At 41.8% G+C, this 24,675-nt stretch carries 13 protein-coding genes; all 13 read right to left on the reverse strand.

Annotated elements, in window-relative coordinates:
• Positions 1-65: 65 nt before the first annotated feature.
• The 13 genes from BCY91_RS03015 to BCY91_RS03075 all read right to left on the reverse strand — a co-directional run bounded on the left by BCY91_RS03015 (position 66) and on the right by BCY91_RS03075 (position 24,672).
• Positions 66-1,898: a sialidase/neuraminidase family protein gene (locus BCY91_RS03015; protein WP_120180549.1), complete on the reverse strand. Its 1,833-nt coding sequence runs from the start codon at positions 1,896-1,898 to the stop codon at positions 66-68.
• 4 nt (positions 1,899-1,902) lie between these two features.
• Complete coding sequence (locus BCY91_RS03020; protein WP_120180577.1) at positions 1,903-2,826, reverse strand: glycoside hydrolase family 43 protein; 924 nt, start codon at positions 2,824-2,826, stop codon at positions 1,903-1,905.
• A complete protein-coding gene (locus tag BCY91_RS03025; RefSeq protein ID WP_245988991.1) occupies positions 2,826-4,226 on the reverse strand; it encodes a glycoside hydrolase family 140 protein in 1,401 nt (466 codons plus the stop codon). Before BCY91_RS03025 ends, BCY91_RS03020 begins: the two co-directional genes overlap by 1 nt.
• Positions 4,227-4,231: 5 nt before the next feature.
• A complete protein-coding gene (locus BCY91_RS03030) occupies positions 4,232-7,360 on the reverse strand; it encodes a DUF6298 domain-containing protein (RefSeq protein WP_120180551.1) in 3,129 nt (1,042 codons plus the stop codon).
• 262 nt (positions 7,361-7,622) lie between these two features.
• Positions 7,623-9,254, reverse strand: a complete 1,632-nt coding sequence (locus BCY91_RS03035; protein ID WP_120180578.1) for a pectate lyase family protein — start codon at positions 9,252-9,254, stop codon at positions 7,623-7,625.
• 5 nt (positions 9,255-9,259) lie between these two features.
• Positions 9,260-10,909: a polysaccharide lyase gene (locus tag BCY91_RS03040; protein ID WP_120180552.1), complete on the reverse strand. Its 1,650-nt coding sequence runs from the start codon at positions 10,907-10,909 to the stop codon at positions 9,260-9,262.
• A 437-nt stretch (positions 10,910-11,346) separates the two neighbouring features.
• Positions 11,347-12,492 (reverse strand): T9SS type A sorting domain-containing protein, encoded by a 1,146-nt coding sequence (locus tag BCY91_RS03045; protein ID WP_120180553.1) that lies wholly within the window; start codon positions 12,490-12,492, stop codon positions 11,347-11,349.
• 160 nt (positions 12,493-12,652) lie between these two features.
• Positions 12,653-15,706, reverse strand: a complete 3,054-nt coding sequence (locus BCY91_RS03050) for a T9SS C-terminal target domain-containing protein (RefSeq protein ID WP_182995290.1) — start codon at positions 15,704-15,706, stop codon at positions 12,653-12,655.
• Between the two features lie 38 nt (positions 15,707-15,744).
• A complete protein-coding gene (locus tag BCY91_RS03055; RefSeq protein ID WP_120180554.1) occupies positions 15,745-17,034 on the reverse strand; it encodes a hypothetical protein in 1,290 nt (429 codons plus the stop codon).
• Positions 17,035-17,055: 21 nt separating this feature from the next.
• Positions 17,056-18,936, reverse strand: coding sequence for a RagB/SusD family nutrient uptake outer membrane protein (locus BCY91_RS03060; protein WP_120180555.1), 1,881 nt, complete (start codon positions 18,934-18,936; stop codon positions 17,056-17,058).
• Positions 18,937-18,946: 10 nt separating this feature from the next.
• On the reverse strand, positions 18,947-22,039 hold the full coding sequence (locus tag BCY91_RS03065; RefSeq protein ID WP_245988992.1) for a SusC/RagA family TonB-linked outer membrane protein: 3,093 nt from the start codon (positions 22,037-22,039) through the stop codon (positions 18,947-18,949).
• Positions 22,040-22,375: 336 nt separating this feature from the next.
• Entirely contained in the window at positions 22,376-23,032 is a 657-nt protein-coding gene (locus tag BCY91_RS03070; protein WP_120180557.1) for a DUF3826 domain-containing protein, read from the reverse strand.
• Positions 23,033-23,076: 44 nt separating this feature from the next.
• Positions 23,077-24,672 carry a fucose isomerase gene (locus tag BCY91_RS03075; protein ID WP_245988993.1) on the reverse strand — a complete coding sequence of 532 codons (1,596 nt, stop codon included), beginning with the start codon at positions 24,670-24,672 and terminating at the stop codon, positions 23,077-23,079.
• Positions 24,673-24,675: the final 3 nt, after the last annotated feature.

Consider the following 24,675-nt stretch of genomic DNA (forward strand, 5'->3'; position numbering starts at 1 on the left):
TGGGCTGGATTGAATGAAAAGCCATCGCACTTCACATTATTTTACATCCCTCAAAACCGTTCATTTTAATAGGTGGTTTTTAATGAATGAACATAAAAAACCGCTTCTGGTGCTTTTTCGCCTGCATTTTTTAAATCATAATCTTGGTCTGTTGGCGTTTCTGCGTTGGGGAAATGGCGTACTTCTCCGGTTCTAAACATCACTCTGTTAAATGCGCTAACCGGAGCGAAATAAACTTTTGCCCCTTTATCTTGTCCGTTTACCTTTATTTTATAAATACGGGTATTGCAGTCCAGCTCCAGTGCTATTTTGTAAGTTTTTCCAGCTTCGTAATCCATCACTCCCGAATAGCGGTATCCAACTTTAGCTTTTAATTTACCTTCGGCATCAAAAACTAATCTTAATGCTGGCAAACCTTTGGCATCTTGCAGTTCAATTTGGAGTTCGCCGTTGTTGTTCTGTTTTGGCGTAACTGTAAATTCAACGGTCAGTTTTTTTGCGGGTTTAATTACTCTTTCTGCCTTGGCATAATCAAACGGGTCCGAATCGTGTAAAGCCAAAACTTTTTCTCCGTTCAATTTCTCAATCTGGGTTCTAGCCCAAATCGGACTGAACAGGTTCCATTTGTCCAACTCTTTACCATCAGGCATTTGGCTGAACGTTTCGTTAACCACAGCAGTTTCTTCGGCCGTAACCGGAACAGGAACTTTAGCTACCCAAATATCCTCTTTATTCATGCTGTAGGTTAACCACATATCGCCTCCCGGCGGATTTCCGTTGCCCTCAATAATTCCACGAATGTATTGCGGACCGTACGATTTGTAATTTCCACCATAGCGCATAGAAGATATTTCGCCGTTAACTAACAGCAAATCGGTATAATTTAAACCGTCTGCACTGGTTGAAACCGCCAAAGGCCATCTAAACTCCGAAGGATTATAAACCGTTGCGTACTTTCCGTCCGAAGTTTTTTGTCCCCAAATTTTAGCGTTGCTGTTGATGAAACCGGGCGCTCTTAATGGATTATATTCCCAAGTTTTCCCTTCATCGGCGCTTTCGGAAGTTAAAGCGTGTTTCCACAAGCCAATCACTTTTCCGTTTGGCAAATGGTAATAGCTGAACGCTTTATATTCCTTTTTTAATGGGATTAATGGATCGTCGCGGTCTGCTTCTTCTACCCACTGCTGCATCATTAAGGGGTTGGCAAGCAACTCTTCGCAAGCTTTTTTAAAACCTTTATCTTTTGATGAAGTGTAAAACGGATAAGTGGATAATTTTTTGTTCCAATTTTTATTGTTTCTGATGAAGTAAATAGGCCCGTAAGTGCCGTTTTTGTAAACTTCACGCACCACGCGGCCAATTCCCTTACCATCGTTGGGGCTGTCTTTCATATCCATGGCAATGCCATAATATGCCAAGGTAAGCAAGCGACCGCTTTTGGCGGTAAAAAATGCCATCCGTTGATGCATTACGGCGTATAAATCTTTGGCTACGCCCGGATAACCTTCTTTTTTATAGCCATCAGGGATTTTGTAAGGCGGAAAAAGAATTTCTGGCTTGCTCCAGTTAATGCCGTCTTTAGAAGTAAGCATTAAAGTTTGCCCCGGTGCAATATGCTCGCCGACCGGATTGCTTAAATATTGCAGATAAAATTGGTTGTTCCAATAAGCCATCAGCGGTTGGTGGTTGTAAGTCCAGTTGTTACCACCGGCCCACTCTGGATGTTCTCGGTTTGCTCGGAAAACCTGCATATTATGCACACCAATAGCCGGGCTTAGCTGCCCGTGGTGGTAATCGACGTTTGAAAGCGTATTGCCCGTATAGCGGATAGTATCTTGCGCAAAAACAGAGCTGCTGCACGCAACTAGGGAAAGTAATATTGCTTTTGAAAATTTCATTTAATTATGGTGTTGCTAAATTTTTCTTTAGCCGTTTTAAAAATGATTTGCTAACCGGCACAATGGTGCCGTGTTTATGGTTTAGAGGTACAGAAATTTCTGCATTGGCATCCTCAAACGTGATAAAATCTTTAGTTTTCACCGCTCCGTAGCTTTTATCATCATAAGAATCGAAATAAATGAGCCAGCCGTCTTTTACTTTTACCACCGTAGGGCCTTCGGTAAATTTTTTGGTGTAAGGCGCAGATACGTTTTTGTAGGGTCCTAACGGATTATCGGCGAAAGCCACTTTTAAATCTCTTTCTGGCCGGGTATTATCTTTTAAAACTAAAGCATAATCATTTTTTGCCCGTTTTACAATTACGGCATCAATTACGCTAAAACCCGGGTCGATGAATAATTTTGTTGGGCTAAAAGTTTTGAAATCTTTTGTGGTGGTATAATACATCCGATGGTTATTTTCTTCCTCTTCCTCTCCTTTTGGAAAACGGAACGGAATGGTAGAAGCCCAAATAATAATGTACTGTTTTTCAACGTCATCGTAAAAAAGTTCCGGCGCCCAAACATTTACCGTTGTAGGCTCTTTGTCCATTACTGAAATAAATTGTTGATTACTCCAATGGATTAAATCTTTAGAACTGGCATAGCCAAAACCTTTATCGCCACGCCAACTGCTGGTCCAAACCAAATGGAAAGTTCCATCTGGCCCTTGCACCATTGACGGGTCTCGCATTACTTTTTGTTGGCCAACCTCTGGCTTTAATAAAACGGTATCAAAAGCCGTCCAATGGTAGGCATCGGTACTGTAAAGCATGCGCAGTCCTTCGGTTGCGGGCTCGTGAAAAGAGGTAAACAGATAGGCTTTTTGGCTACACGAGCTAAAAACAAATGCTACAGCAATTAAAAAATATATGATTTTAAGTCGCATTAAATACTTTCTAAAATTAAAACCCAATCATTTCCTTCTTTTTCGTCTCCCGGAGGATCAAAAGTTTTTGTTCCTGTGTTGTCGAACTCTCCGATGGCTGTTTGTGTACCATCAGCAGGTTTAAACCAAGAAGCTTTTACTTTTTTGCCCTCAATTTCACCCATATTAACTTCCAAATCTCTACCCGTCCAGGTGTACACAAACGCATAGTCTTTACCTCTGGTTGCTGCCAAATATTGATGTTTTTCTTTTTGGTTGGCGATGATGGATTGATCTGGAACACGCTCAAAATAAGGTTTAGAAAGCATCAGCTTTTTGATGTACTGCATCTGAGTAGCCGCGGGATCATTCAGAGCTTTAGTGTAAAACTCCCAATTCCTAACTCCATAGGCGCCGGGGCCTTCGCCCTCTTTATAAAATTGCATCACTGCATTATGTCCGTAGGTAAAACCCGCTGCGCCGGCAAAAACCGACCAATAAGCATAGCGTCTGATGGCTGCATCTGTCCAGCGTACTTCCAAAGAATCATGCAAACCTTCTGGGATAGCCTCGTAACTTGGTTCCGCATCTAAAGTTGGCTTTGTTGGCGTTTGTGGATAATCTTCCAAAACGTACTTCCAATTGTCTTCGCCGTAATGGCGTTTTTCGTTTTTTGAAGTATCCTGATCGTATCTTCTGTGGCCAGACTGGAAGGTGTTAAAATCCAACCATTTTTCTTTATGAAACCATTCGGATGATGTGGTACGGCCACGCGGGTGGTAGGTCATTAAATGTACACTGTCTTGCAATCTGATGGTTTTTCCGATGGTCTGCCACACGTCTGTATATTCCGAACCTTTAATGTCGCCACCGTTCATCCAAATAATGTTTGGCTTATCGCCGAAACGTTTCACCAAAAAATCGGCATATTTTTTTGCTTGTTCGGGCTGTACATCGCCACTTTTAACAGCGCTTCCCCAAACGGTTACAAAACCTATGTACAGATGTCTTTTCGCGGCTTCGTCAATTACATACTCCACATGGTCCCAATAGTCGTATTGCAAACTATCGTTAAAATCGTTGCCCTCGGTTACTTTGGGCGCATCAATTTTTTTGTTGACCAAAGCAGAATCCCCGTAGAAATCTGTTACGCCTAACTCGTGCAAAGCCATTACCTGTATCACGTTGAAACCTTTTTGTTGGCGGTCATCCAAATAGGCTACTGCTTCTTCGCGTGATAGCTTTTTAAACAACAACCAGCCGGTATCGCCCAACCAAAAAAATGGTTTTCCGGTTCTGGTTTCAAAATATCTCCCGTCTTTGTTTATCTGTAAACCCATTTCGGCAACTTGCTCTTTTTGCTTACACGAAACGAAAAGCGCAACCAAACCGAGAAAGAAAACTGTTTTTTTTAACATCATTGCATTTATTTTTTATGAATCCATAAAACAGCGGCGCCGTTTGCTGGTTTTTTAATCTGATTTATTTTTTGTGTAACGATGGTTTTTCCGCTGCTTGGGCTAATCCACGTAGCGATTGCAGATTTAGCTAAATTTAGCGCGCCAAAGTCGGCATCCGCATCTGCATAAATGATGTACTCGCCTTTATCATTTGCTAAAGCATAAGGACTTTGTTTGATAGTTGTTGGGCGCATGGTTGCAGCCGCGTGTAAAAAAGCAGGTTCGGCTTTGATATCTGTAAAAGAACCGCCCGCTATAAACGCTGCCCATGTAAACGAAGGATAGTTATCGCCCGAATACATCACAGCTTTATCCGGATATTTATCACGATATTCTCTAACTGCTTTGTAAACTTGCTCAAACGAAGTTTTTTTAGGTTTAAACTGGCGGGCTTGCTGGCGAGGTGCTAAACTTTGTCCGCCCAAAGGTGCATAAGCAGAACCATCTGCTTGGTAATGCCAATAACGGATGTCAATTATATCAATGGTTGGTGCTAAGCTTGGATCTTCCAAAATGGCATCTTGCACATCTTTAGTGGTGCTTAGCCCAATTAATGCCTTATTGCCGGTTTTACTCTCCCAATCTTTTATAGTTTGCACCCAAAATTTGGTAAAATGCGTTGGGCCTGTAAATTCTTCGCCAATAAACTGAATTACCGAAGAATTACCTACAAAATTATTGAGGCACTGCTCTATATAAGCTTGGTGCAAAGGCCGGCGTTGCGGATTTGTTTCATCGTAAAACTGATCTGCCAAGAAAATACGTTTATCGCCCGCGTAGGGTACTGGTTCTGCAAAGCCCGTGTTGTTGATGTTGTTTGCGGTACGCCAAGGGAAATCTGCATAATGCGCACCGGCTTCAATAATATTATGTTGGAAATAGTTTTGATGGATGAGCACCAAGCCTTTTTCGTCTGCTAAATTGGCGTATTGCTTTAGCCTATCCCAATACCAAGGGTTGTATTTCGTTAAATCGTATTTAGATAAACCGTCCCACGCTGTTCCTTCGCCGCTTCGGGCAAAAGGTAATTCGTAAAATGGAGGCCAAACTTCGCCGCTCATTCTGCGGATACGTTCGTGGTCGTCGCGTCTTCTATCGTACCATAAACCGTAATTTTGTTCGGTGATTAGTTTACCTTCTTTCAGCATATTGTCGGTCATTTCCTCCAAATCGTCGGTTAAACCTTTGCCTACTCTGCCGGGTACGTAACGTGTAATTGCAGGCTTTGCCTTGATAATATCGGTACCATGGATACCGCCCGTCCACCAAGGCACGCTTTGGCGACCACCGGTAAGCACCAAGCCATTGCGCGTTAACCATCCGTTTTGCACCAGCAAATATGCTTTTTTTGCTTTTGCCAAGGTCGGCGTCATTTTAATGGCATCTAAAGACGTCATCTTATTTCCATTGGTTGGGATAGGATTACGGACGGCGGCGCTATCAATAAAATCTTCTAGGAGCGGAAGCGGCTGTGCAGCAGCTAAAGTCATCTGCCGGGCTTGCTCTACGGTGGGACTGCTGGTCGCCTCGCTAAACTTGTTAAAAATCTGTGCGCGCGCATCCACATTTTTGTTCAGCCTTTCGGCGAGTTGTGCGTAATACAAGCTCCGTGGATTGATATGTTCGTTAGAAAAATCCCAAAAACCGTCTCCCTGAAACTCGGACCAAGTACCAAAAGCCCAGTTTTGGGCGGTAGGCGGTTTAAAATTATAAACGCGCGATGCGCTGCATTGCCAAAAAACACTGTTGGCTGCGGTCCAGCCTGCTCCACGAGCATCTTGGCCGATGTTGGCGTAGCTTAAAGCGTTGCCGTCGATGTTCATCACATCAAATAAAGCGCCCGACGCCCAAGTATCAATGGCGCCGCTGTAGCTAAATGGCAAATAAGCCTTGCATTGTACAAATGCGTTTGGCCCGGCGGCTAAATAGCCAACGGCAAAATCATGATAACCATACTCGGAGTAAAGCCTTTGAAATAAAGTTTGCTGGCCACTGGTAAGAAAAGTGTAGCGCCTTTGACCGCCAATTTCGGAAACCGGCGCTAATGATTTGCAATCTTCTACGGTAATGCACCTGCCGGTGGCCAAAATATTTACCGCCGAACCGGCGAAATGTTTAAACGTGACCTGCCTTACCCAAGCATTTTCGCAATTTTCTAGGGTGATGGCCATCCAACGATGGTTCTCGTCTTTTGGGTTGCTTTTATCGTAAGTAGAAACCAAAGAAAGGTTTTCGATGCCGATATTTTCTATTCGGCCCTTCCATTCATATTTTTGGATGTAGGCGCCTCCAAACTGTTGGTCCAAAGCAACGGTGATTGGTGCATCTACGGTAATTTTATTCCCGTTAATTGCGGTAATTTGCCTGTCCCACACCACGTCTTCTTCTCCGGGTTTCCAGCCTAAAGAAGAAACATCTCCGCCAAAAGTCCAGGTTTTCATGGTATCCAACCATGCTGCGGTTGAGGGGCGGGTAAGCCTGATACGGTCGCCAACTTTATAAGCATCGGCCTTAGCCAAAGTAAAACTAAAAGCGTTTACCGGAACATAAGCATCCGTAATGGCGGTTTTAACCAATGTTTTAGCATCGTCCACCCCATAAACCCTAATTAAAGTCTCTCTATCCAAACCCGCACCCGTAATCGTAGTTTTTTGAGTTCCGCTACCACGCAAAACCACGCCGGACACCCTCATTTTTAATTGGCCCCACACTTCAAAATTCCCTTCCTGCAACAGTACCGCTCCTCTGAAACCATTTTTATCTAAAGGTTGTTTGGCTACATAATCTATAGCTTGCTGAATACGCACGGTGGCATCCCCTGCTTTTGGCGCAACTGTAATTTTAATGTCCACGTTTGGTATTTCTGCGTTTCCGGCTTGGTAACCGGCATAAGAGAAATCTGGAATACGGTTGCCCTGCGCGTCTGCAACGTACCTTAACTTGCCTCCTTTGTCGAAAATTAAGGGCTTAAATGGCTCCGGTTTCTTCTTTTGCGAAAAAGCCTGTTGTTGAAAGCTCAACAGACAGGCTAAAATCCACACATTAATCTTGATTTTATGATAAGAAACAATCACTGATGAATTTTTAAAGTTCATGTTAACGTGGTTTTGAATATAATTTGCTGATTATTCCCCCATCGCTCACGGTCTTTTCTGCCCTCGTGCCGGGCATTGGCATTTACTTTTTTTCCGCAAAAAAGTAAACAAAAAACTCTTCCCGATAGCTATCGGGACGCCATTTGCTTTTAACGGTAGTGCTTTTACTTCTTCATCACTGCCGCAAATGCCAAGGGCGAATTTAAGCACATTTAATGTCAGTGCTTCAGCTGGATATAATTGGCTAAACATCCAATTTATCTTACTTAGTTGATGGCGCAACCGTTTTCACATCAACCAAACTGTTCAGGTAATTTTCGATATTGCTATAACCGTTTTTGCTAATTACCTGTGCATCGTTAGGATCTTTTGGGTTTAAACCCATTTTTTTTTCATAATCATCCGGCATCCCATCATTGTCGCTGTCTTTGTAAGGCTTACCGCTGTAGGTTGGATAACCGCCCACTTGGCTCACATCTGTAATAATACCTTGCTTGTACGAATCCACCGGCAACCGGCGTTTGATAAATTCTTTACCTACACCTGTTTTGCCACCTTCAACATATTTTATTTTTCCGGTACGTACGGTTTCAACCACGCGCGCATCAACCGCGTCGCGTTTAGGCAAGCTAGCGCCCGCATTGGCCAAAACATAATCGTAAGCTTCTTTGGTATCCATAACGCTCACTTTAGCCATTGGCAAAGGCTTGTTAACGCGCATAGAATCAAGCAATTTATTTAAATCGCCTTTGGTCTCGGGCTGTACACCGCCATCCCAATTGTTTTTGCTAACCTTATCATTACCCTCAACAATATTACCGGTAACGTATGCCTTTCCAAAAGTGTTTACGAAACGCTTATCGCGCCCAGATTCTGGCTTTAAAATACGGTAAGATATGGGCTGGCCTGCCGGCGTAATTGGCCCGGGCTTGTAGTAGTTATTGATGAAACTGTAAAAAGAATCGTTATCGCCACCGTCGGCGCTGCGGTTCCACCAGTTAAAAATGGTGTTGTTTACAAAACCGAAATCTCCGTACATGCCTACAGATGGGTTACGGGCAATGTTATTAGCCCAAAGGTTGCGCATAAACGTGCTGTTTAACCCTCCTATGGTGCTGCCAAAAGCATGGTTGTAAGTATCTAAAGCTTCAGAAAAAATGGAGTTTTGGATAGTCACGTTTACGGTTGGAAGTTTTTGGGGCTTAGAGCCGTCTTTTTTATCGTAAACATGGCGATAGATGGACATGTTTTCATCTAAGCCCCAACTTGCGGATACGTGATCAATCATGATGTTACCAACCGGGTTGCCACCAATGGCATCGTCTCGGCGGGTAACGTCTGTGGCGCCTCTTCTAAAACGCATATAGCGGATCACTACGTCGTGCGTATTAATCCAAACCGATTCGCCTGCTACGCAAACGCCGTCTCCGGGCGCACTTTGGCCGGCAATGGTAATATATGGCGCACGGATGATTACCGGGGTTTTTAGCTGGATAATGCCTGCTACGTTAAACACCACCACACGTGCTCCGCCTTGCTCACAAGCCCATCGGAACGAGCCGGGGCCACTATCATTTAAATTAGTAACCACGTAAACTTTACCGCCACGGCCACCAGCGGTAAACGCGCCACCGCCCTCGGCACCCGGGAAAGCGGCTATTTTTGCCTGCGGTAAATCACTAGGTTTGGATGCCCAAGGAATAAAAGGTTTGCCGTTTTTTGCTTCTGCCTCTACAATAGGCATCACTTTGGCAAATTGTAGGTCCGATTGTCTTTCCACTTCGGCCAAAGCCGAATCCGCTTTAGCTTCTATAGCTGGTGGGATTACCGGATATTGTGCTTTTACAGTCATCGCGCTAGCTAAAAAACTGGCCAGCACAATGCTTTTATTCATTTTTATCATTTGCTAACAGGTTTTACTGTGTTTACAGGTACAACGCTATTTAAGTAAACTTCAATATTTGAATAACCGCTTTTTGTGATTTTAACGGCATCAGCAGGGTCTTTCGGGTTTAAACCGTTTTTAAGCTCGTAAGCATCCGGCATACCGTCGTTATCGCTGTCTTTATATGGTGTTCCTTTATATTCTGGGTAACCGCCTACCTGAGAAATTTCTGTGATGATGCCCAATTTGTACGAATCTGGTGCTAAACGGCGATGCTCAAACTGAAACTCTGAAGGTTTTGCGTTTGGATGGACTTCAATTTTGCCGGTGCGCACCTGCTTAATTACACGCTCATCAACCGGGTCCCTTTTAGGTAAAGTTGCGCCAACGTTTGCCAAAACATAATCTTTTGCCTGCAAAGTTGGGATGATGGTCATTTTGGCCATTGGGAAAGGCTTGTTGACCTTCATAGCAGGAAAATAAGCGCTCGCTTCTTCAAAGCTCATTAAATTCCCCTGCTTATTTTCAAGCTGGATACCGCCGTTCCAATTGTCTTTAGTCACTTTCTCGTTTCCTTCAATAATGTTCCCGTTTACATAGGCACGGCCAAATACCACATAAGGCAATTTGCTACGACCAGATTCTGGCTTTAAAATGCGGTAGCTGATGGGATCTTTTAAATCTGTAACGGGGCCGGGTTTGTAGTAGTTATTGATGATGTTGTACAAGGCGGTATAATCGCCACCGTCGGTTGAGCGGTTGTTCCAGTTAAACACCACGTTGTTGGCGAAATTGAAGATACCGTTCCAGCCGATAGACGGATTACGCGCACCGTTATCGGCCCATAAATTTCGCATGAAAGAACAGTTTTCGCCACCCAAGGTACTTCCGAAAGCATGGTTCCAATAATCTAAAGCCTCAGAGAATATAGAATTTTGGATGGTGATGTTTACCGTTCCCAATTTAACTTCTTGTTTGCCGGTGCTATCATTATACATATGGCGGTACATGGACATGTTCTCGTCTAAACCCCAACTTGCAGAAACGTGGTCGATCATGATATTACCAATCGGGTTTCCACCGATGGCGTCATCTCTACGACCTACAAAAGTTTCGCCTCTGCGGAAACGCATGTAGCGGATTACCACATCGTGCGTATCAATCCACACCGATTCGCCGGCTACACACACCCCATCACCGGGCGCGGTTTGCCCCGCAATGGTAATATATGGCGCACGGATAATTAACGGTGTTTTTAGGCGGATGATACCTGCAACGTTAAATACGATGATTCTGGCTCCGCCTTCTTCGCAAGCCGCCCGTAGAGAGCCTGGACCGCTATCATTTAAGTTTTTTACCACAATTACCTTACCTCCACGGCCTCCAAAACTGTAAGCGCCCCCACCTTCGGCACCCGGGAAAGCCGGAATTTCTGCCTGTGGCAAATCTGTTGGCCTACCGGCCCATGGGATATACGGTTTACCCTCTGCCGCTTCTTTTTGGATAATTACTTTTGCCTTTTCCCAAGCCACATCTGCATGGTGTTTGGCGGCGGCCATTAAAGAATCGGACTCGCGTTTTACTTCTGGCGAGATTTTAGGATATTGGGCAAACAAGCTGCCACAAAAAAATGTGAGTAAGATAAATAAAGAACAACGTTTCATTTATGGTGTTTATAAATATCCCTAACGGGAAGCGTAAAAAATAATTGGGTAAAGCTTTTATCAAATTTGGGTTTTAAGTTTTTAACATCCGATTTTTAGTTTAAAAAAGAAAGGGAGCTTTGTGGGCTCCCGTTCTCTTTCGAAAGTATTGGGAACTTTCTTTTAGATAACCAATTACATCTAAATTATGGAGAGAATCTTATTTCAAACTATTAATCCTTGTGTTGTTAATTAAACGCTCTAATCTGTTGTATCAACTAAAAAGAGTGGGTTTAAATCCGGTTTTCAATAATCATATATGAATATGATATTCAAATATAAAAAATTACACACATATATGCAAGAGGTTTCTGCACTTATTAAAACAAATATCTTATAAAACAAAAAAAGAGGCTATCCTTTTAAGACAGCCTCTTCAAACTCACCACACGTTAATATTAATTTTTTATAAACTTCAATGTTGTTTGTTTACCGGAGTTTGTTACGTTAAGTACATAAGTGCCGGGCACTAATTTCGCAACGTTAACAGACGTGCTACTCGCGCCATTGGCCAGGCTCTGTGATATCAGAACTTTACCCTGTAAATCAAATACGCTTAAAGAACCTCCATTAACAGGTCCATGTTCAACATTTAATAAACCTGTTGTAGGATTTGGGTACGCGCTAACAGTTGCTGAACCAGATAAATTAACGGAAACTACGTCGCTGTAAGTAAATTTACCGTCATTATCTACCTGCTTCAAACGATAGTAAACATTACCGGAAGCTGCGGTGTAATCCGTGTAAGAGTAAGAATGTTCTCCAGCCACATTCTTACTGGCTTTTATGCCGATAGATTCAAATTGGCTGTTGTCGGTTCTTCTTTCTATTAAAAATTCTTTGGTATTAACCTCATTAGTTGTTTTCCAATTTAAGTTTACAGATTTACCCAAAGCATCTGCTTTCGCGTTGAATGAAAGTAAGTTTAGAGGAAGAGTTGAGAAAGTTGATGAAGAAGAGGCCGCAATGCGATATAACTTTGGTGCCGTACCAGTACTTCGTCTGATTACAATATATTTAACGTCGGTTTCAGTAAAATTATGGAACTTCGCCACCCCAGGCGCGTTCATTGAATTATCTACCGGATCAAACGTAACAGTTGCGGGAGCTAAATCTACATCATCAGCTGAAGGCCCATAACTTATGGTGAACCCTGTAGCTGTAGTTCCGGAACTACGATATACCAATGCTAAGGTTTTAATAGGTACGGTAGACTCGATAATCATAGCACAATCATTATGCCCAAATTGCGCCCTAATATATTGCGGATTTGTATCATCCGGTTCATTACCAGGAGACAGCGAATTTACGCGATTATTCTGAAGTACAGATGCTGAAATGTTGTTTTGCGTAACTTTAGGAACCGGGTTTGTCGAACCGTTACCTCGCCAAGCAGTGAAAGCACTTTTAGCGTCAGTTTTACCATAATCTGCCATGTGAGCGTTAAAATACTGGTAAAAATCCAAATCAAAATCCTGTGCACTCACTTTAGTTGTGAATAAAACAAGAATGAACACATTTAAAAATAGTAATCCTTTTTTCATAATAAATAATTATAGAGTTTATATTAGGTAATTTAAATACGAAGATCTTTTTCCAAATTTAAATCATTTAAATAACGAATTTCTGTATGATATTATCATGTATCTGTATGATGTTTTTAAATTTGCAAAATGAGTTTAAATTATTTTTGTAGTTCAAAAATCATTCCACAAGGACTTTTTTAACAAACAACTCGTTTCCCGAGGGCGACTTAATCCTTATTATGACAATGCCTTTAGTTTGAATCGTTAATTTTTTCGTCTGGTTAAAGGAGATTTTATCGGTCAACAACTGTTTTCCTAGAACGTCGAAAGCCATCAACAACGCTGGGTCTTTTAATGCTCCAACAGAAACAAATATGTCTCCTTTCGAAGGTATAGGCCAAACATTAAAAACAACTGGATTGCCTTTTACTACTTTAATTTCTGACAAATTCTTGGCGCCATCCCTGTCCACCTGAACCAATTGATAATAGGTGTTATCTACATTATTATTATTATCGGTAAAATCGTAATACAAGTTAGTGGTGCTGATCCCGTTAAGAGCCTTACTACTTATTTTAGCACCTAAGTTTTCAAAAGCTTCACCATTGTTAGACCGTAATATTTCAAAGTGGCTATTATTATTCTCGTGTACAGTTTCCCATTTTAATTCAACTTCCTTCCCGTTTTTCCTGTCGGCAGCCAAGGTCACTAAGTGTACCGGCAACTGAGTAAGATCTGCCCCTGTAACAACGTTTACTTTACGGGTCATATCATGACCCTCGCCATCTGTTACAGTAAAATCAAACGAAGCCAATCCAGCTCCATTTGGTGTGAATTGCACTACTCCACCTGTCGTGATTGCGCTACCACCCGCAACATTAGACAACGTATAAACGGGCAAGTTGGTAAATCCCATAGATAACTTTTGAAGGTCTATATTTATAGTTTCACCGTTTACAGATTGATAATGCGGTTCCGCCATCCATTGCAAATAGAACTCCAATTCGGTAATGCCGTCTCCATCACTATCGTCATTAGCGTCGGAAAAATCATTGGGCGCAGAATTAATGTTGGTTCCTTTTATTGTTTCCCACCAGTCAGGCAAACCATCCTTGTCAGAATCCCAATTAGCTTTTCTGCTTACCTCAGGATATGACTCGAAACCTCCTGCATCTAATTCTGTATCAGGAAAGCCTTTTTTATTACTTACGCTACCGACCACAGAATACGTTCCATTTAAAGTTTCCTTAACCATTCTTATATCGTGCTCATCTAAAACAGGTTGGTTTGCTCCAACGTCAGATAAAACGATTTTATAAGCGTGCGTTGCGGATTGAGTTGTTACATAAGAAGCAAAAAACGGCGTGTTTACAAATGGATCATACGTTAGAGCTGGATTTCCATTTGACAAGCTATATTTTCTTCCCTGCGTTTGGTTACTTTCATTAAAGCGTCCCGGCATCACATTGCCAGCGAAATAGTATTTTTGAGTTCCTTTCCCAACATTTTCATATTGTGCATTTAATGCGTAAAAGAAAGTAGTCCCTGCTCCTGGTTTATAATAATTATTTACAAAGTTAACCTCATGAGCACCTCCGTCCGTTGCCCTAGAGCCCCAGTTATATACTACGTTATTTGTAATGTCTAACCGACTTGCAAAGTATCCGTCGGCATCAAGTCCCCCTCCTAAACTCCAGTTGCGTCCGTAACAATGTGCCAATAAATTATGGTGCAAGCTAGCGGTGTTACCTCCAACAGTTGCTGCATATCCGTGTTCGGTACCGGCAGGATAATTTTGATGCCCAGCTACATTTAAAGCCTCAGATATCAATGTTTTTTGCAAGGTAATATTTTTTGAGTTTCTTGAACTGAAGGCTTCGTCGATAGTCCAACTTATAGAACAATGATCCATAATAGAATGATTACCTGTTAGTCCCATCCCATCATTGGTAGGGCCTGCTCCTAATCGCAACCGCATATTTCTTATGATTACATCATTACCACTGTATCCAAATGGTTTATTACGGATACAAATTCCCTTACCAGGGGCAGTTTGCCCTGCAATAGTCACATAAGGATCACTTAACGTTAACCTTGACTCTAGCTTTATAACTCCGCCTACATTAAAGACGATTGTACGAGGTCCAATGTTATTAGTTACCGCTTCTCGTAAACTACCTGGCCCACTGTCATTAAGATTTGTAACATAAACAACCTTTCCACCTCTACCTCCACGCGCGTAACGCCCATAACCTTCAGCTCCTGGGAAAGCTAATTGTGCTGGCGTAAAAGACCATACCCTTCCCTTCACTGTTCGATCGGAATAAACTTCGTCAACCCTCCAATAGTAAGTGTTCATGCTATATAAACCGTCCGCCGTATATGAATTGATAGTAAAGTTTCCCTTAAAAAATTCAGAAGATTTATCAGCCGAATAAATAGCTTGCTCATTGATACCAAAATATATATCATGTGATATAGCCTCGTTCGCCGCATCCCATTGAAGAACAGTTTCTTTACTACTAGTGACTACGTGTCCATCAGCGTTAGCAGGTACAGGATTTTGAGCTTGTGTTGACAAATCTCCAACGTTTAGCTCAAATCCATTTATAAAGACGTTTTTATACAAAGCTGTAGAACTTTCACTAGCTTCAAACCTTACAACTACGTCCTCGCTTTCCGCAGCGTCAAAAGTTAAATAAACAAATCTTGCATTGGCGTTGTTAGCACGTACTGTAGGATGCACATCTGCTGCATATAATACATCATTTAAATAAACGTTTATTGGCGCAACATCAACCGTTTGGTAACCATCTACATAGTTTAAATAAACTAGCAAGCTTTGCGCCCCAAGTGGCAATCCTTTTATTCTCAATTCCATCTTCGCCCCTCCGTTACCATCCTTTACTGTTACCCCATCTGAGACTAAACGGGCTTGATTGATATTGGCAACATCAACCGCCCAGTTTTTATACCAACTCGTACTTAATCCGCTACCTTTGGATCCTAACAAACGGATAAAAAATTTAACACCCTGCACCTCCAGACTATCTTGAATCGATGCATTTAAACCCATTTTCCATGGCACATAACCATCCTCAGTCGTCTGTTCATCTCTCCCCCCGGAATGGTTTATATCAACTTTAATAACAGGGTTGCTTTGTGCATAAACTTCCGAAGTTATAGCAGTAGCAGTAAAAAGGGACATCACCCCATAAAGAATGTACTTCATACTTTAAACTCCATGAAGCTGAATAACTTTAACCAAACTCATTTTTCTATTTTGACATCAATATTTGCAAAATATTTTCCGTTTCTGTCTTTACCGAAATTATTGAAAAATATTGCGCCATACTTACCTTCCGGGGTCTTGAAATACATAATGCTACCTATTGCAATGCTGTTTACAACAGTTCTAGTTAGCAGATTTGCATAACGACCATATCCAACAGCTTGGTTAATAGCTGTTCCAGAAACCATAATATTGCTAAAGACCTCTGCTGAAGGTAAAGCAGCTGCGCCATTAAGCTGTGCTACACTTGGGGTTGAAGGACCATAAGTAATTGCTCTTTTAGTCCAACTTGAGAAATCATAAAGGGCTTTAGCCTGAGCAGGCGCACCGGTTATGGAATATAAATTTAAGGTGTAAGGGATTGCTTTATTTCCTGTAGCAACCAAATAAAGACCGAAGTCAATATCTGACGAAATTTTCGTAGCTTCGGCATACGTATAAGCTTTTTTATTTTTTATGGAGTAAAAACATGCATTTGTAGCTACTTCTGGACTGTCTATGGTAGATTCAGCCTTTGAAGCATACACAAATTTGTTTGCCGACAATTCATAACCGGTTTGGACAGTTGCGTTGATTGTTGTGTAACCATCCCCGATGTAGTCATTAGCTTTATCTGTTACATAAAGACGATATTTAATCCCACCGTCCCTATTGGGAGTTAAACGAACAACGCCGCGATATGTACGCATATCTGCATTATCATCTAAGGTAGCAATATTAACTCGAGATGGATCTGTTAGACCTAAAAAGGATTCAAGCCATATATATTTAATATCGTGCTCTTGAGAAGTAACGGTATAGTCCACATACACTGTTTGTCCTTCTGGCAAAGATTTTTTCTCTTTATCAGTAAGTAACACAGCGTTATTAACCACTTGTTTGCCAGCCGGATAACTAATTGTTACTACTGACGTAATTTCTTTGGCCTCCTCATCATAAACTTTTATGATGTAAGAAGTAGAAGAAGGATTTGGAGACTTTAAAACGATTACACCTGGACTAAAACTGTAACGGCTACTGTAAGGGATGGCTGCTGTGTAAGCCACTGTCGATGTTCCAGACTCAACTAAAACCACTTTCGCCATATTTGCTCCACTAGCTGTTTTAGATAGTGTAAATTCTACATACACCTCATCAGCGGCTTGGGCTTCTCTAAAACTTATATTTAAACCTTTAAATATATCAAAAGTACTTTTAGATTCTTTCTTACATCCGCTTACCATTATTAATAGTAGTAATGCTAAACTATATTTTTTATATTGTTTCATGACTGTCCTTTTATATATAATTTAATCAAGCGGGTCAAAAGTTCCACCGGCCCAGCCAACTGTAGGCTTAATGTCTTTGCCTGTGTAAACAAAATCGTTGTGGAAGGTATAAAAAATATGATACGCAGGAACGTTGTACGTACGATTTGCCTCAGTAACCGATATGGGCGGCAAGAAATATTGTAGATAAACACTCTCATCATTTAAATTTAAGGTCTCACGGAGCATTTTTCCGGATGCTGGATCTACTTTTTCAAGTGCTTTTTTAGCATCATCATCCTTCGCCTCAAAATAGACAGAAGTTAAGTTGCCACTCAACAGATGCATCCTACGCATTCTTCTCAAATCTGAGTTTCTTTTATTTTCAAAAGCAAACTCGATAAACCGCTCGTTGAATATCAATTCGCGCATTTGATCTTGATTAGCGTCAGCTAAACCATAATCTTTATCCCCCTTCTCTATACCAGCTCTTACCCTTATCTGTCTTACTAAATCTTTGGCAAGTCCTAAATCACCAGTTTCATTAGCACATTCTGCATAATTCAAAATCACCTCGGCAAATCTCATCTCTATCCAGTCCATCCCGCTGCCTCCGCCTATGTCGCCGTTATATTTTACCGAACCTGTTGCGAGAGCAGGGGTCGAAAAACGCTTGCAAAAAACGCCGTTGTCTGCAGATGACTCACCGCTTGCGCCAGCATATCCCCATTGCTTTCTATCCGCTTTTCCACTCAAAGGCCAAGATGCACCGTTATAGGCAATAGTCGCTGCGAAACGAGGATCGCGATTCACCCAAAAAGTCACATCGCTGTACGCGTATTTACCAGACCCTGGTATGCTGCCGTCTTTCATAGGGTAAGCATTTATTAGCGCATAGGACGGACGATATCTTTTTTTAGCATCTCCCCCCTCTGATTTTGGTCTTATTTCTTGTTCGATATTATGACCTCGTTTTGGCAATGTTGAAGAATACGTTCTTACTATAATAGCCTCAGGATTTGGTTCAACTCGGAATATGTCTCCATATGTTCCTGGATCCGAAAGCTTGTGTCCAGCCGCTAAACAATCCTCATAGGCTTGCTTGTTGGCAACTAAGGCTTGGTTCCAGCGACTAGGATCATAGGCGTGTTTCCCATCATCTTTAGGATTAAACTGTGGACTTGCCCAATACAGCATCACCTTGCCTTTAAGTGCAGATGCGGCAGCTTTTGTAAGTTTACCTCTTCCCGTACCGTCGTCCCATTTCAAACCGTCAAGCATTACAATTGCAGAATCTAGGTCGTTGATAATAGCAGTGAAACACTCCTTTGCGGAAGCTCTTCCACTTACGGTAATATTATCTGGAGTTTGAGGTTCTAACACTAGTGGCACGCCTCCGTAAACCTTAACTAGGCCGAAGTATACCATTGCCCTTAAAGCATAATACTGTCCAAGATATACTTTTTGCACTGATCTAGGTAAAGTACCTTTAGGAATATTATATATCGCGTCATTACAACGTGAGATATCAGAATATTTATTTTCCCCCTTGTTACTGCTGTATTTGTCACCTACATACCAAACACTGTTGTTTCCTAAGGGTTCGCCTCCTAAACCTAAAGCTGCAAGCGCGTATTCGTCTTCAAAGGGCAAAAAACTTTCATCAGACGCATAGTGGATTCCGGCTCGAGCATGCAATTGAGTGGTTCCTAACTGTTCATAACCGAATTCAGGTATAACAACGTCATATGCTTTATTTAAATGAAATTGTATGGCCCCTTCCGTACTCCATATGGCCGCATCCAAGCCATTTCTATCTGGTAATTCAAAGAAATCATCACTATTAACACATGAAGTGATCACGCTGGCGCCCAACAAAATGATGCAGGCCCCTTTTATATACTTATTAAAATTATTCTTCATCGTTTTACTTTTATAAGTTCACACTTAAGCCTAAAGAAATAGTACGTAAAGTTGGGTAGTCATATGCGCTAGAAGTGTACGGATCTTTATAAGGTAATGGGTTTACAATTGTCCACAAATTATTACCTGTCAACAAAACACGCGCACTTTGTAAGCCCGCCTTCTGAGCAAACTTAGCCGGGATTTTGTAAGCCAAAGACATATTATTTATCCTAATGGTCGTTCCGTCAACCGCCCAAAAATCAGAATTCTTGTTAATGGTAGGATCATCAAATCTTGGGAATTTGCCACCGGTATTGTCTGATGACCAATGGTCTGCCCAAAAAGACAATACATTTGTGGTTGTAGAAGGTTTGGTTCTAGCCCTCGAATCATAAAACACTTTTCCTCCGAATCTTGCAGCAATATTCGCATTTAAGGAGAAGGCTTTATACGAAGCTCCTAGAGTTATGCTGGTTGAAAAAAACGGATTGATGTTATCATAAAGATAAACCATATCATAGTCGTTAATGGTTCCATCTCCGTTGGCGTCCTCATAATATAACCAACCCGGTTGAGGCGTAACCCCATAAAGTTTATAGTTAGGGTTTTCGGCTAAAAATGCATCCACCTGTTCTTGGGTGCGGAACATTCCTTTTGAAATTAAACCAACATTAGAGGAATTATATTTACGCGGATCTGTACCAAACTTGTTCCCAAGATATTTACCATCATTCAGGTTCGTCTCAATTGCATCACTTATAGGATAAATCATTTGGTCTACAACAGAATTTCCGTACGAAAAGTTCATACTGGCATTCATGTTAACTTCCCTACCGATTTTAGCTTTATACCCCAAAGAAAATTCAGAACCCCACACATACGCTTGTCGGTAATTGACAACAGGCGCTCTAAACCCAGCATAAAACGGGTACAAACGTTCAGCTCCCTTATCGAAACCATCAAAGGTTTTGTTTTGGAAAAATTCGGCACTAACGTCCACTTTGTCATTGAACAAAGAAGCTTCAACACCTAAATTAAATGTTCTTTTTTTCTCCCAGGTGATATCCAGATTAGGGAACGTAGATGGATTTATCCCTAATGCATCATTATTGCCGAACAGGTACCCGTTGCCAGCACCATCCAACAAAAATCGTTGTTGCCAAAGCCTCGCTGTTACCCTATCATCTCCTGCGATACCATAATTCATTTTCAGCTTCAAGAAATTCACAAAAGAGACATTATCTTTAAAAAAATCTTCTTTACTAACAACCCATCCCAAACCTACGCTGGGAGAAAGTCCCCATCTGTTACCTGTAGCAAAATTCGAAGAAGCATCTAAACGAGCCACACCTTCTATCAGATATTTTTTATCCCAATCATAACTAAGGCGGCCAAAGAAAGATCTTTTAGTACTTTCATTAATCGTGTTGCTTCTAAGCACAAGAGTGTTTCTATCAAATGCCCATTGATCTGAAAAACCTGGAATCAACTGATTGGTTAATTGTATTTCAATATTCTCGTCATTACCTACGGTCTGTTCGCCACCGACCGTTAAGTCCAAACTGTGTATTCCAATTTTTTTACTGTAGTTTAAGGTGATAAAACCTTGATAGCTGCTATTTTCAGATATTGAGGGAGTTAAGGATGCTGATGCCGGAGAAACCGCTTGATAAATTGGATCTATCCCGTCGGGAGTGTTCAAACCGCGAGCAAGCGAATCCATATACAGCGCGTTGTTGTTTCCTGTCCTCCTAAAATTATATAATTTATAAGGTGGCGCATATTGTCGGCCTTTAGAATTTCCCGCGGTTTGGGAAATCTGAAACCTGGCAGTAAGCCCTTTTAAAAAGGATGGCTGATAGCTTAGCGCGGCATTTACTCTATAGCTCTTAGACTTGCTATTCTGGTAGTAACCTGACTCTAAAATAGCTAAAGGATTTCTTAAAGATGTATTTACATACATGCCGTTTATACTTATAGGCACCCACTGAGGCGTTGTAATAATGGACTCAAAGAAATTAGCATCATTCTCAGAAACAGAACTTTTACTTTCGCGGATTCGATGATCTACGCTAAAATTAAGCTCTGCCGTTAAACCTTCTACAACTTTGGCTGTCAATCCGCTTCTAAACCCATATCTATCTTGTTTAAGCCCAATATAGTTGCCATTTTCGTTCTGGTAACTACCGCCCACAAAAAAAGTAATTTTATCACTACCGCCAGAAACGCTTAGGTTGTGTTTTTGAGTTAAGGACGAACTCCAAACTTCATCGTACCAGCTTTTGAAATTTAGATTTTTGATGTAATCTAAATCCTCTTGGCTGAAAAAAGAACTAGCCGTAGCCGTACCTTGCGATTTATAACCATCATTAAGTAAGTTAGCCAACTCATATGCAGAAAGCATATCAGGTGTTTGTGCAGCATCGGAAACACCTACATACCCGTTGTAAGATATACTTGGTTTTCCTTGTTTACCTTTTTTAGTAGTTACCAGTACAACGCCTTTTGCACCTGCCGCACCATAAATAGCTGCTGAAGCATCTTTCAAAACTGTAATGGTTTCAACCATCGATGCGTCTAAGTTGTTAAACTCGTTGCTACTAACTGTAATTCCGTCAATAATATAAAGTGGTTCTGCAGTTGCACCTATGGCTGCACCTTGATCCGACACGCTGGAATTTCTGACATTCAATGTAATGCTGGAGCCTGGTCTGCCCGAAACTTGGTTAACACTTAAACCCGCAATCCTTCCTCTTAATGCTCCCGCGATATTTGGCGCAGGGATATCTTCCAAAGCAGAACCGGAAATTGTGGCAACAGATCCCACCAGCTCAGACCGCTTCTTAGTTCCATAACCAGTCACCACTACTTCGTCTAGTGAAGATGTTGATTCAGTCAGAACAATGTTTAACTGAGTTCTCCCTCCCACAGCGATTTCCTGAGTACTAAACCCTAAATAACTTACAACTAAGGTTTCATTCCCGGTAGGTAAATTAAGTCTGAACGTTCCGTTAATATCCGTTACAGTACCGGTATTTGTCCCCTTGATTTTTACACTTACTCCCGGAAGAGGTTCGCCTTGATTATCTTTAATAGTTCCGGTGATGTTTTCCCATTTCACGCTAGAAAATGCGGATGGGTAAGTGATGTTGCCGGCAGGAAAATCAGAAGTCAAAGCGGACGCTTTAAAATTTCCAATAATCAGTGCGCAACCAATAACACCCCCGATACCAAATCTCGCTTTATACAGTCGCTTGTTCATGCATTGTAGGTTTATACTCATTTATGTTGGTTTAATTAATTCTCCGTTTAATCTAAAATATTAAATAAACATGAGACATTATCTTCTAATAGCTATGCAAATGCAGATAGTTTATAAAAGGTTTCTTTTTAATCATATATAAATATGATATTCAAATATAAAAACTTCTTTTAAATATAAACCCAACTTCATGGTTTATTTTTTTCCTGCCTTTATCCGCTCTTGCCAAGCATCGCCTTCTTTCTTTAAATCAATGCCGGCGGCAGATAGGTAATTGTTGATACGGCCTTTGTATTTGCCAAACCATGCGTGTTTTTTGTCTGATGATTCTGCATCCATCGCATGTTCGCGGGCTTCTACCAGCCAAACGTAAATTTGGTCTTTTTGCGCTTGCGTAAGCATCGGGAGCATATCTTGGTAAGCCCTAAAAGTTTTTGGGACAACACTATAAGTCATGCCGTCTTTCACGCCTACCACCTGCTCGTCGCTTAAGTTTTTGCTGAGGTTTTTGATGTATGTGTTATGCAACTTGCTTATTTTGCTATCCACGTCTTTGGTTAACGCATCTAGCTTAGCTTGCTTTTGCGCTTTATCCAACCCAGAAGTTTCAATCTGTTTCTTTTGTGCATCACGATAAATGTACACGTCGTTTAAATCCATGTACTGGTTGGCAATAATATCGCGCACTTTTAGGGCTTTAGCCTGATCAGTTACGTTTAACTGTTGCACAATTTTCCAGGACCGTTCTTGGATGGTTTTAACATAGGCCGTGTCCGAGCGCTGGGCAAACACCGTATTAAAACTTGCGCAAAAGACTACTAGAGCTATTAAGATTTTTGTAAATTTCATCATTTTTTTAATTGAGTATGCTTTTGATTTTATGACATCCTGCTTTGTTAAAACACATCGCCGCAAAAGTTCACTTTAATGCCCAGTTCTTGCAAGGCGGCAGCTTTAATCTTACATGCGCGCAAGGCATCAGCCTCGGTTGGTGTATATACAACGTGGATATGGTTGGCTTTATGTTTTGCCATCATCTGATTTTGTGAAACGCCCTTTAACGTGGCGTTCATGATAGGCCATTGCGGTGTGGTCATCTCCCAGCGGCGCTGCACTTCTTGCTGTGGCAAATCTACCGATTGGCCTACGCCAATATCACAACGGAGTTCGTTTTCTTCTACATAAATCCTGCTCCACACCAAAGCCCCCGGTTTGCTGATGCCCTTTAAAGAACCGCCGCCCAACCTAAAATACATAGCGGGTTGCCTATCACTGCTGGCACCTTTATAAGCATTTACAAAATGTGCCGGCGGCGCCGCGCCACTAATTAAGAAAACCCATACAAAATCATCTATCCCGTTACCTTTAAAATGTTCGCCGTAACGCAAATCGTGCAACGTGTTTTCGGCCTCGAAGCCTAAAGAACGCCAAAGTTTGTAAGTTAATAGCGCATCAATACCGGCGCATTCATCCACCTCATTAAAATGCGGCAGTGCTTCGCCGGCAAACAGCTCTAGGCCTTGCTCGTCAAAAACAGGCGGACGGTCTTGGTTGTTGAGCAAGCCTTCCACCAAATCGCTGGCCGGCACTAAATCTTTTAAACCTTGCTGGTATTGGATGCCTATGGTATCGCAACCAAACGCTGCCGCTAAACGCACCGCAGCAATGTACATTTTGCACTGCAACAAGGTTTGCTGGCGCGTAAGCTCGGTAGCTTCATCTGTGCCCCAGTTGAAAATCATTCCTTTTTGTAACAGCCAGTTTAATACGTCTTCCGCTTCATCATCTTTTACCTCCAGCATTTTTGCATACAAAGTAGATTGCGACAAACGCTCTTTAAATATCCCGGTAGGGTGAAGCAAATGATCGGGCACTATGGCGTTGAACATGCCCATGCAGCCTTCATCAAAAACACCCATAATAGCTTTATCGGCACGGAATTTCTTCGCAAAATTGGTCCCGGTTTGCAACTCATCTGCGCCAAGCAATTGCCGGTCATAAGCACGTACGTGCGATAAATCGTGCGCTATCTTGCCCGTTTTTATCCATTGTTGCAGCTTATCACGAAAGAATTCATCCGAAAAATCCCGGCTCCACAGCGTATGGTAATTTACGCCGGCTTTGGTTAATGAGCCATTTAAGTTGAGCATACCCACCAAACCCGGCCACTCGCCGCTCCAGTTGGCAACCGTTAAAATGGGGCCTTTGTGCGTGGTTAAACCCGCTAACACATGGTGCGAGTATTGCCACACGCTTTCTGCAACGATCAAAGGCGCATCAGGGTCGATATTTTTGAACACCTGCATACCCATTTTCTGGCTGTCGATAAATCCGTGCTGTTTTTCTTCATCATAAGCGTGGGCGCGGATAAGCTCTGCTCCTGCATTCCGCAATGCCTCGGCTAGTTTTTCTTCCATACTGCGCTGCGCTTCCCAACATACTTGGTTGGCCGATAAACGCAAATCGCCACTTGCTACCAGATATACTTTCATACC

The sequence above is a fragment of the Pelobium manganitolerans genome, assembly GCF_003609575.1.
GTDB classification, from domain to species: Bacteria; Bacteroidota; Bacteroidia; order Sphingobacteriales; family Sphingobacteriaceae; genus Pseudopedobacter; species Pseudopedobacter manganitolerans.

Bases quoted from the DNA above. Each gene is read 5' to 3' on its own strand.
- BCY91_RS03025 (WP_245988991.1), bottom strand. From the start codon at position 4,226: ATGATGTTAAAAAAAACAGTTTTCTTTCTCGGTTTGGTTGCGCTTTTC.
- BCY91_RS03075 (WP_245988993.1), bottom strand. From the start codon at position 24,672: ATGAAAGTATATCTGGTAGCAAGTGGCGATTTGCGTTTATCGGCCAAC.
- BCY91_RS03040 (WP_120180552.1), bottom strand. From the start codon at position 10,909: ATGAAACGTTGTTCTTTATTTATCTTACTCACATTTTTTTGTGGCAGC.
- BCY91_RS03055 (WP_120180554.1), bottom strand. From the start codon at position 17,034: ATGAAACAATATAAAAAATATAGTTTAGCATTACTACTATTAATAATG.
- BCY91_RS03070 (WP_120180557.1), bottom strand. From the start codon at position 23,032: ATGATGAAATTTACAAAAATCTTAATAGCTCTAGTAGTCTTTTGCGCA.
- BCY91_RS03015 (WP_120180549.1), bottom strand. From the start codon at position 1,898: ATGAAATTTTCAAAAGCAATATTACTTTCCCTAGTTGCGTGCAGCAGC.
- BCY91_RS03020 (WP_120180577.1), bottom strand. From the start codon at position 2,826: ATGCGACTTAAAATCATATATTTTTTAATTGCTGTAGCATTTGTTTTT.
- BCY91_RS03050 (WP_182995290.1), bottom strand. From the start codon at position 15,706: ATGAAGTACATTCTTTATGGGGTGATGTCCCTTTTTACTGCTACTGCT.
- BCY91_RS03045 (WP_120180553.1), bottom strand. From the start codon at position 12,492: ATGAAAAAAGGATTACTATTTTTAAATGTGTTCATTCTTGTTTTATTC.
- BCY91_RS03030 (WP_120180551.1), bottom strand. From the start codon at position 7,360: ATGAACTTTAAAAATTCATCAGTGATTGTTTCTTATCATAAAATCAAG.
- BCY91_RS03060 (WP_120180555.1), bottom strand. From the start codon at position 18,936: ATGAAGAATAATTTTAATAAGTATATAAAAGGGGCCTGCATCATTTTG.
- BCY91_RS03035 (WP_120180578.1), bottom strand. From the start codon at position 9,254: ATGAATAAAAGCATTGTGCTGGCCAGTTTTTTAGCTAGCGCGATGACT.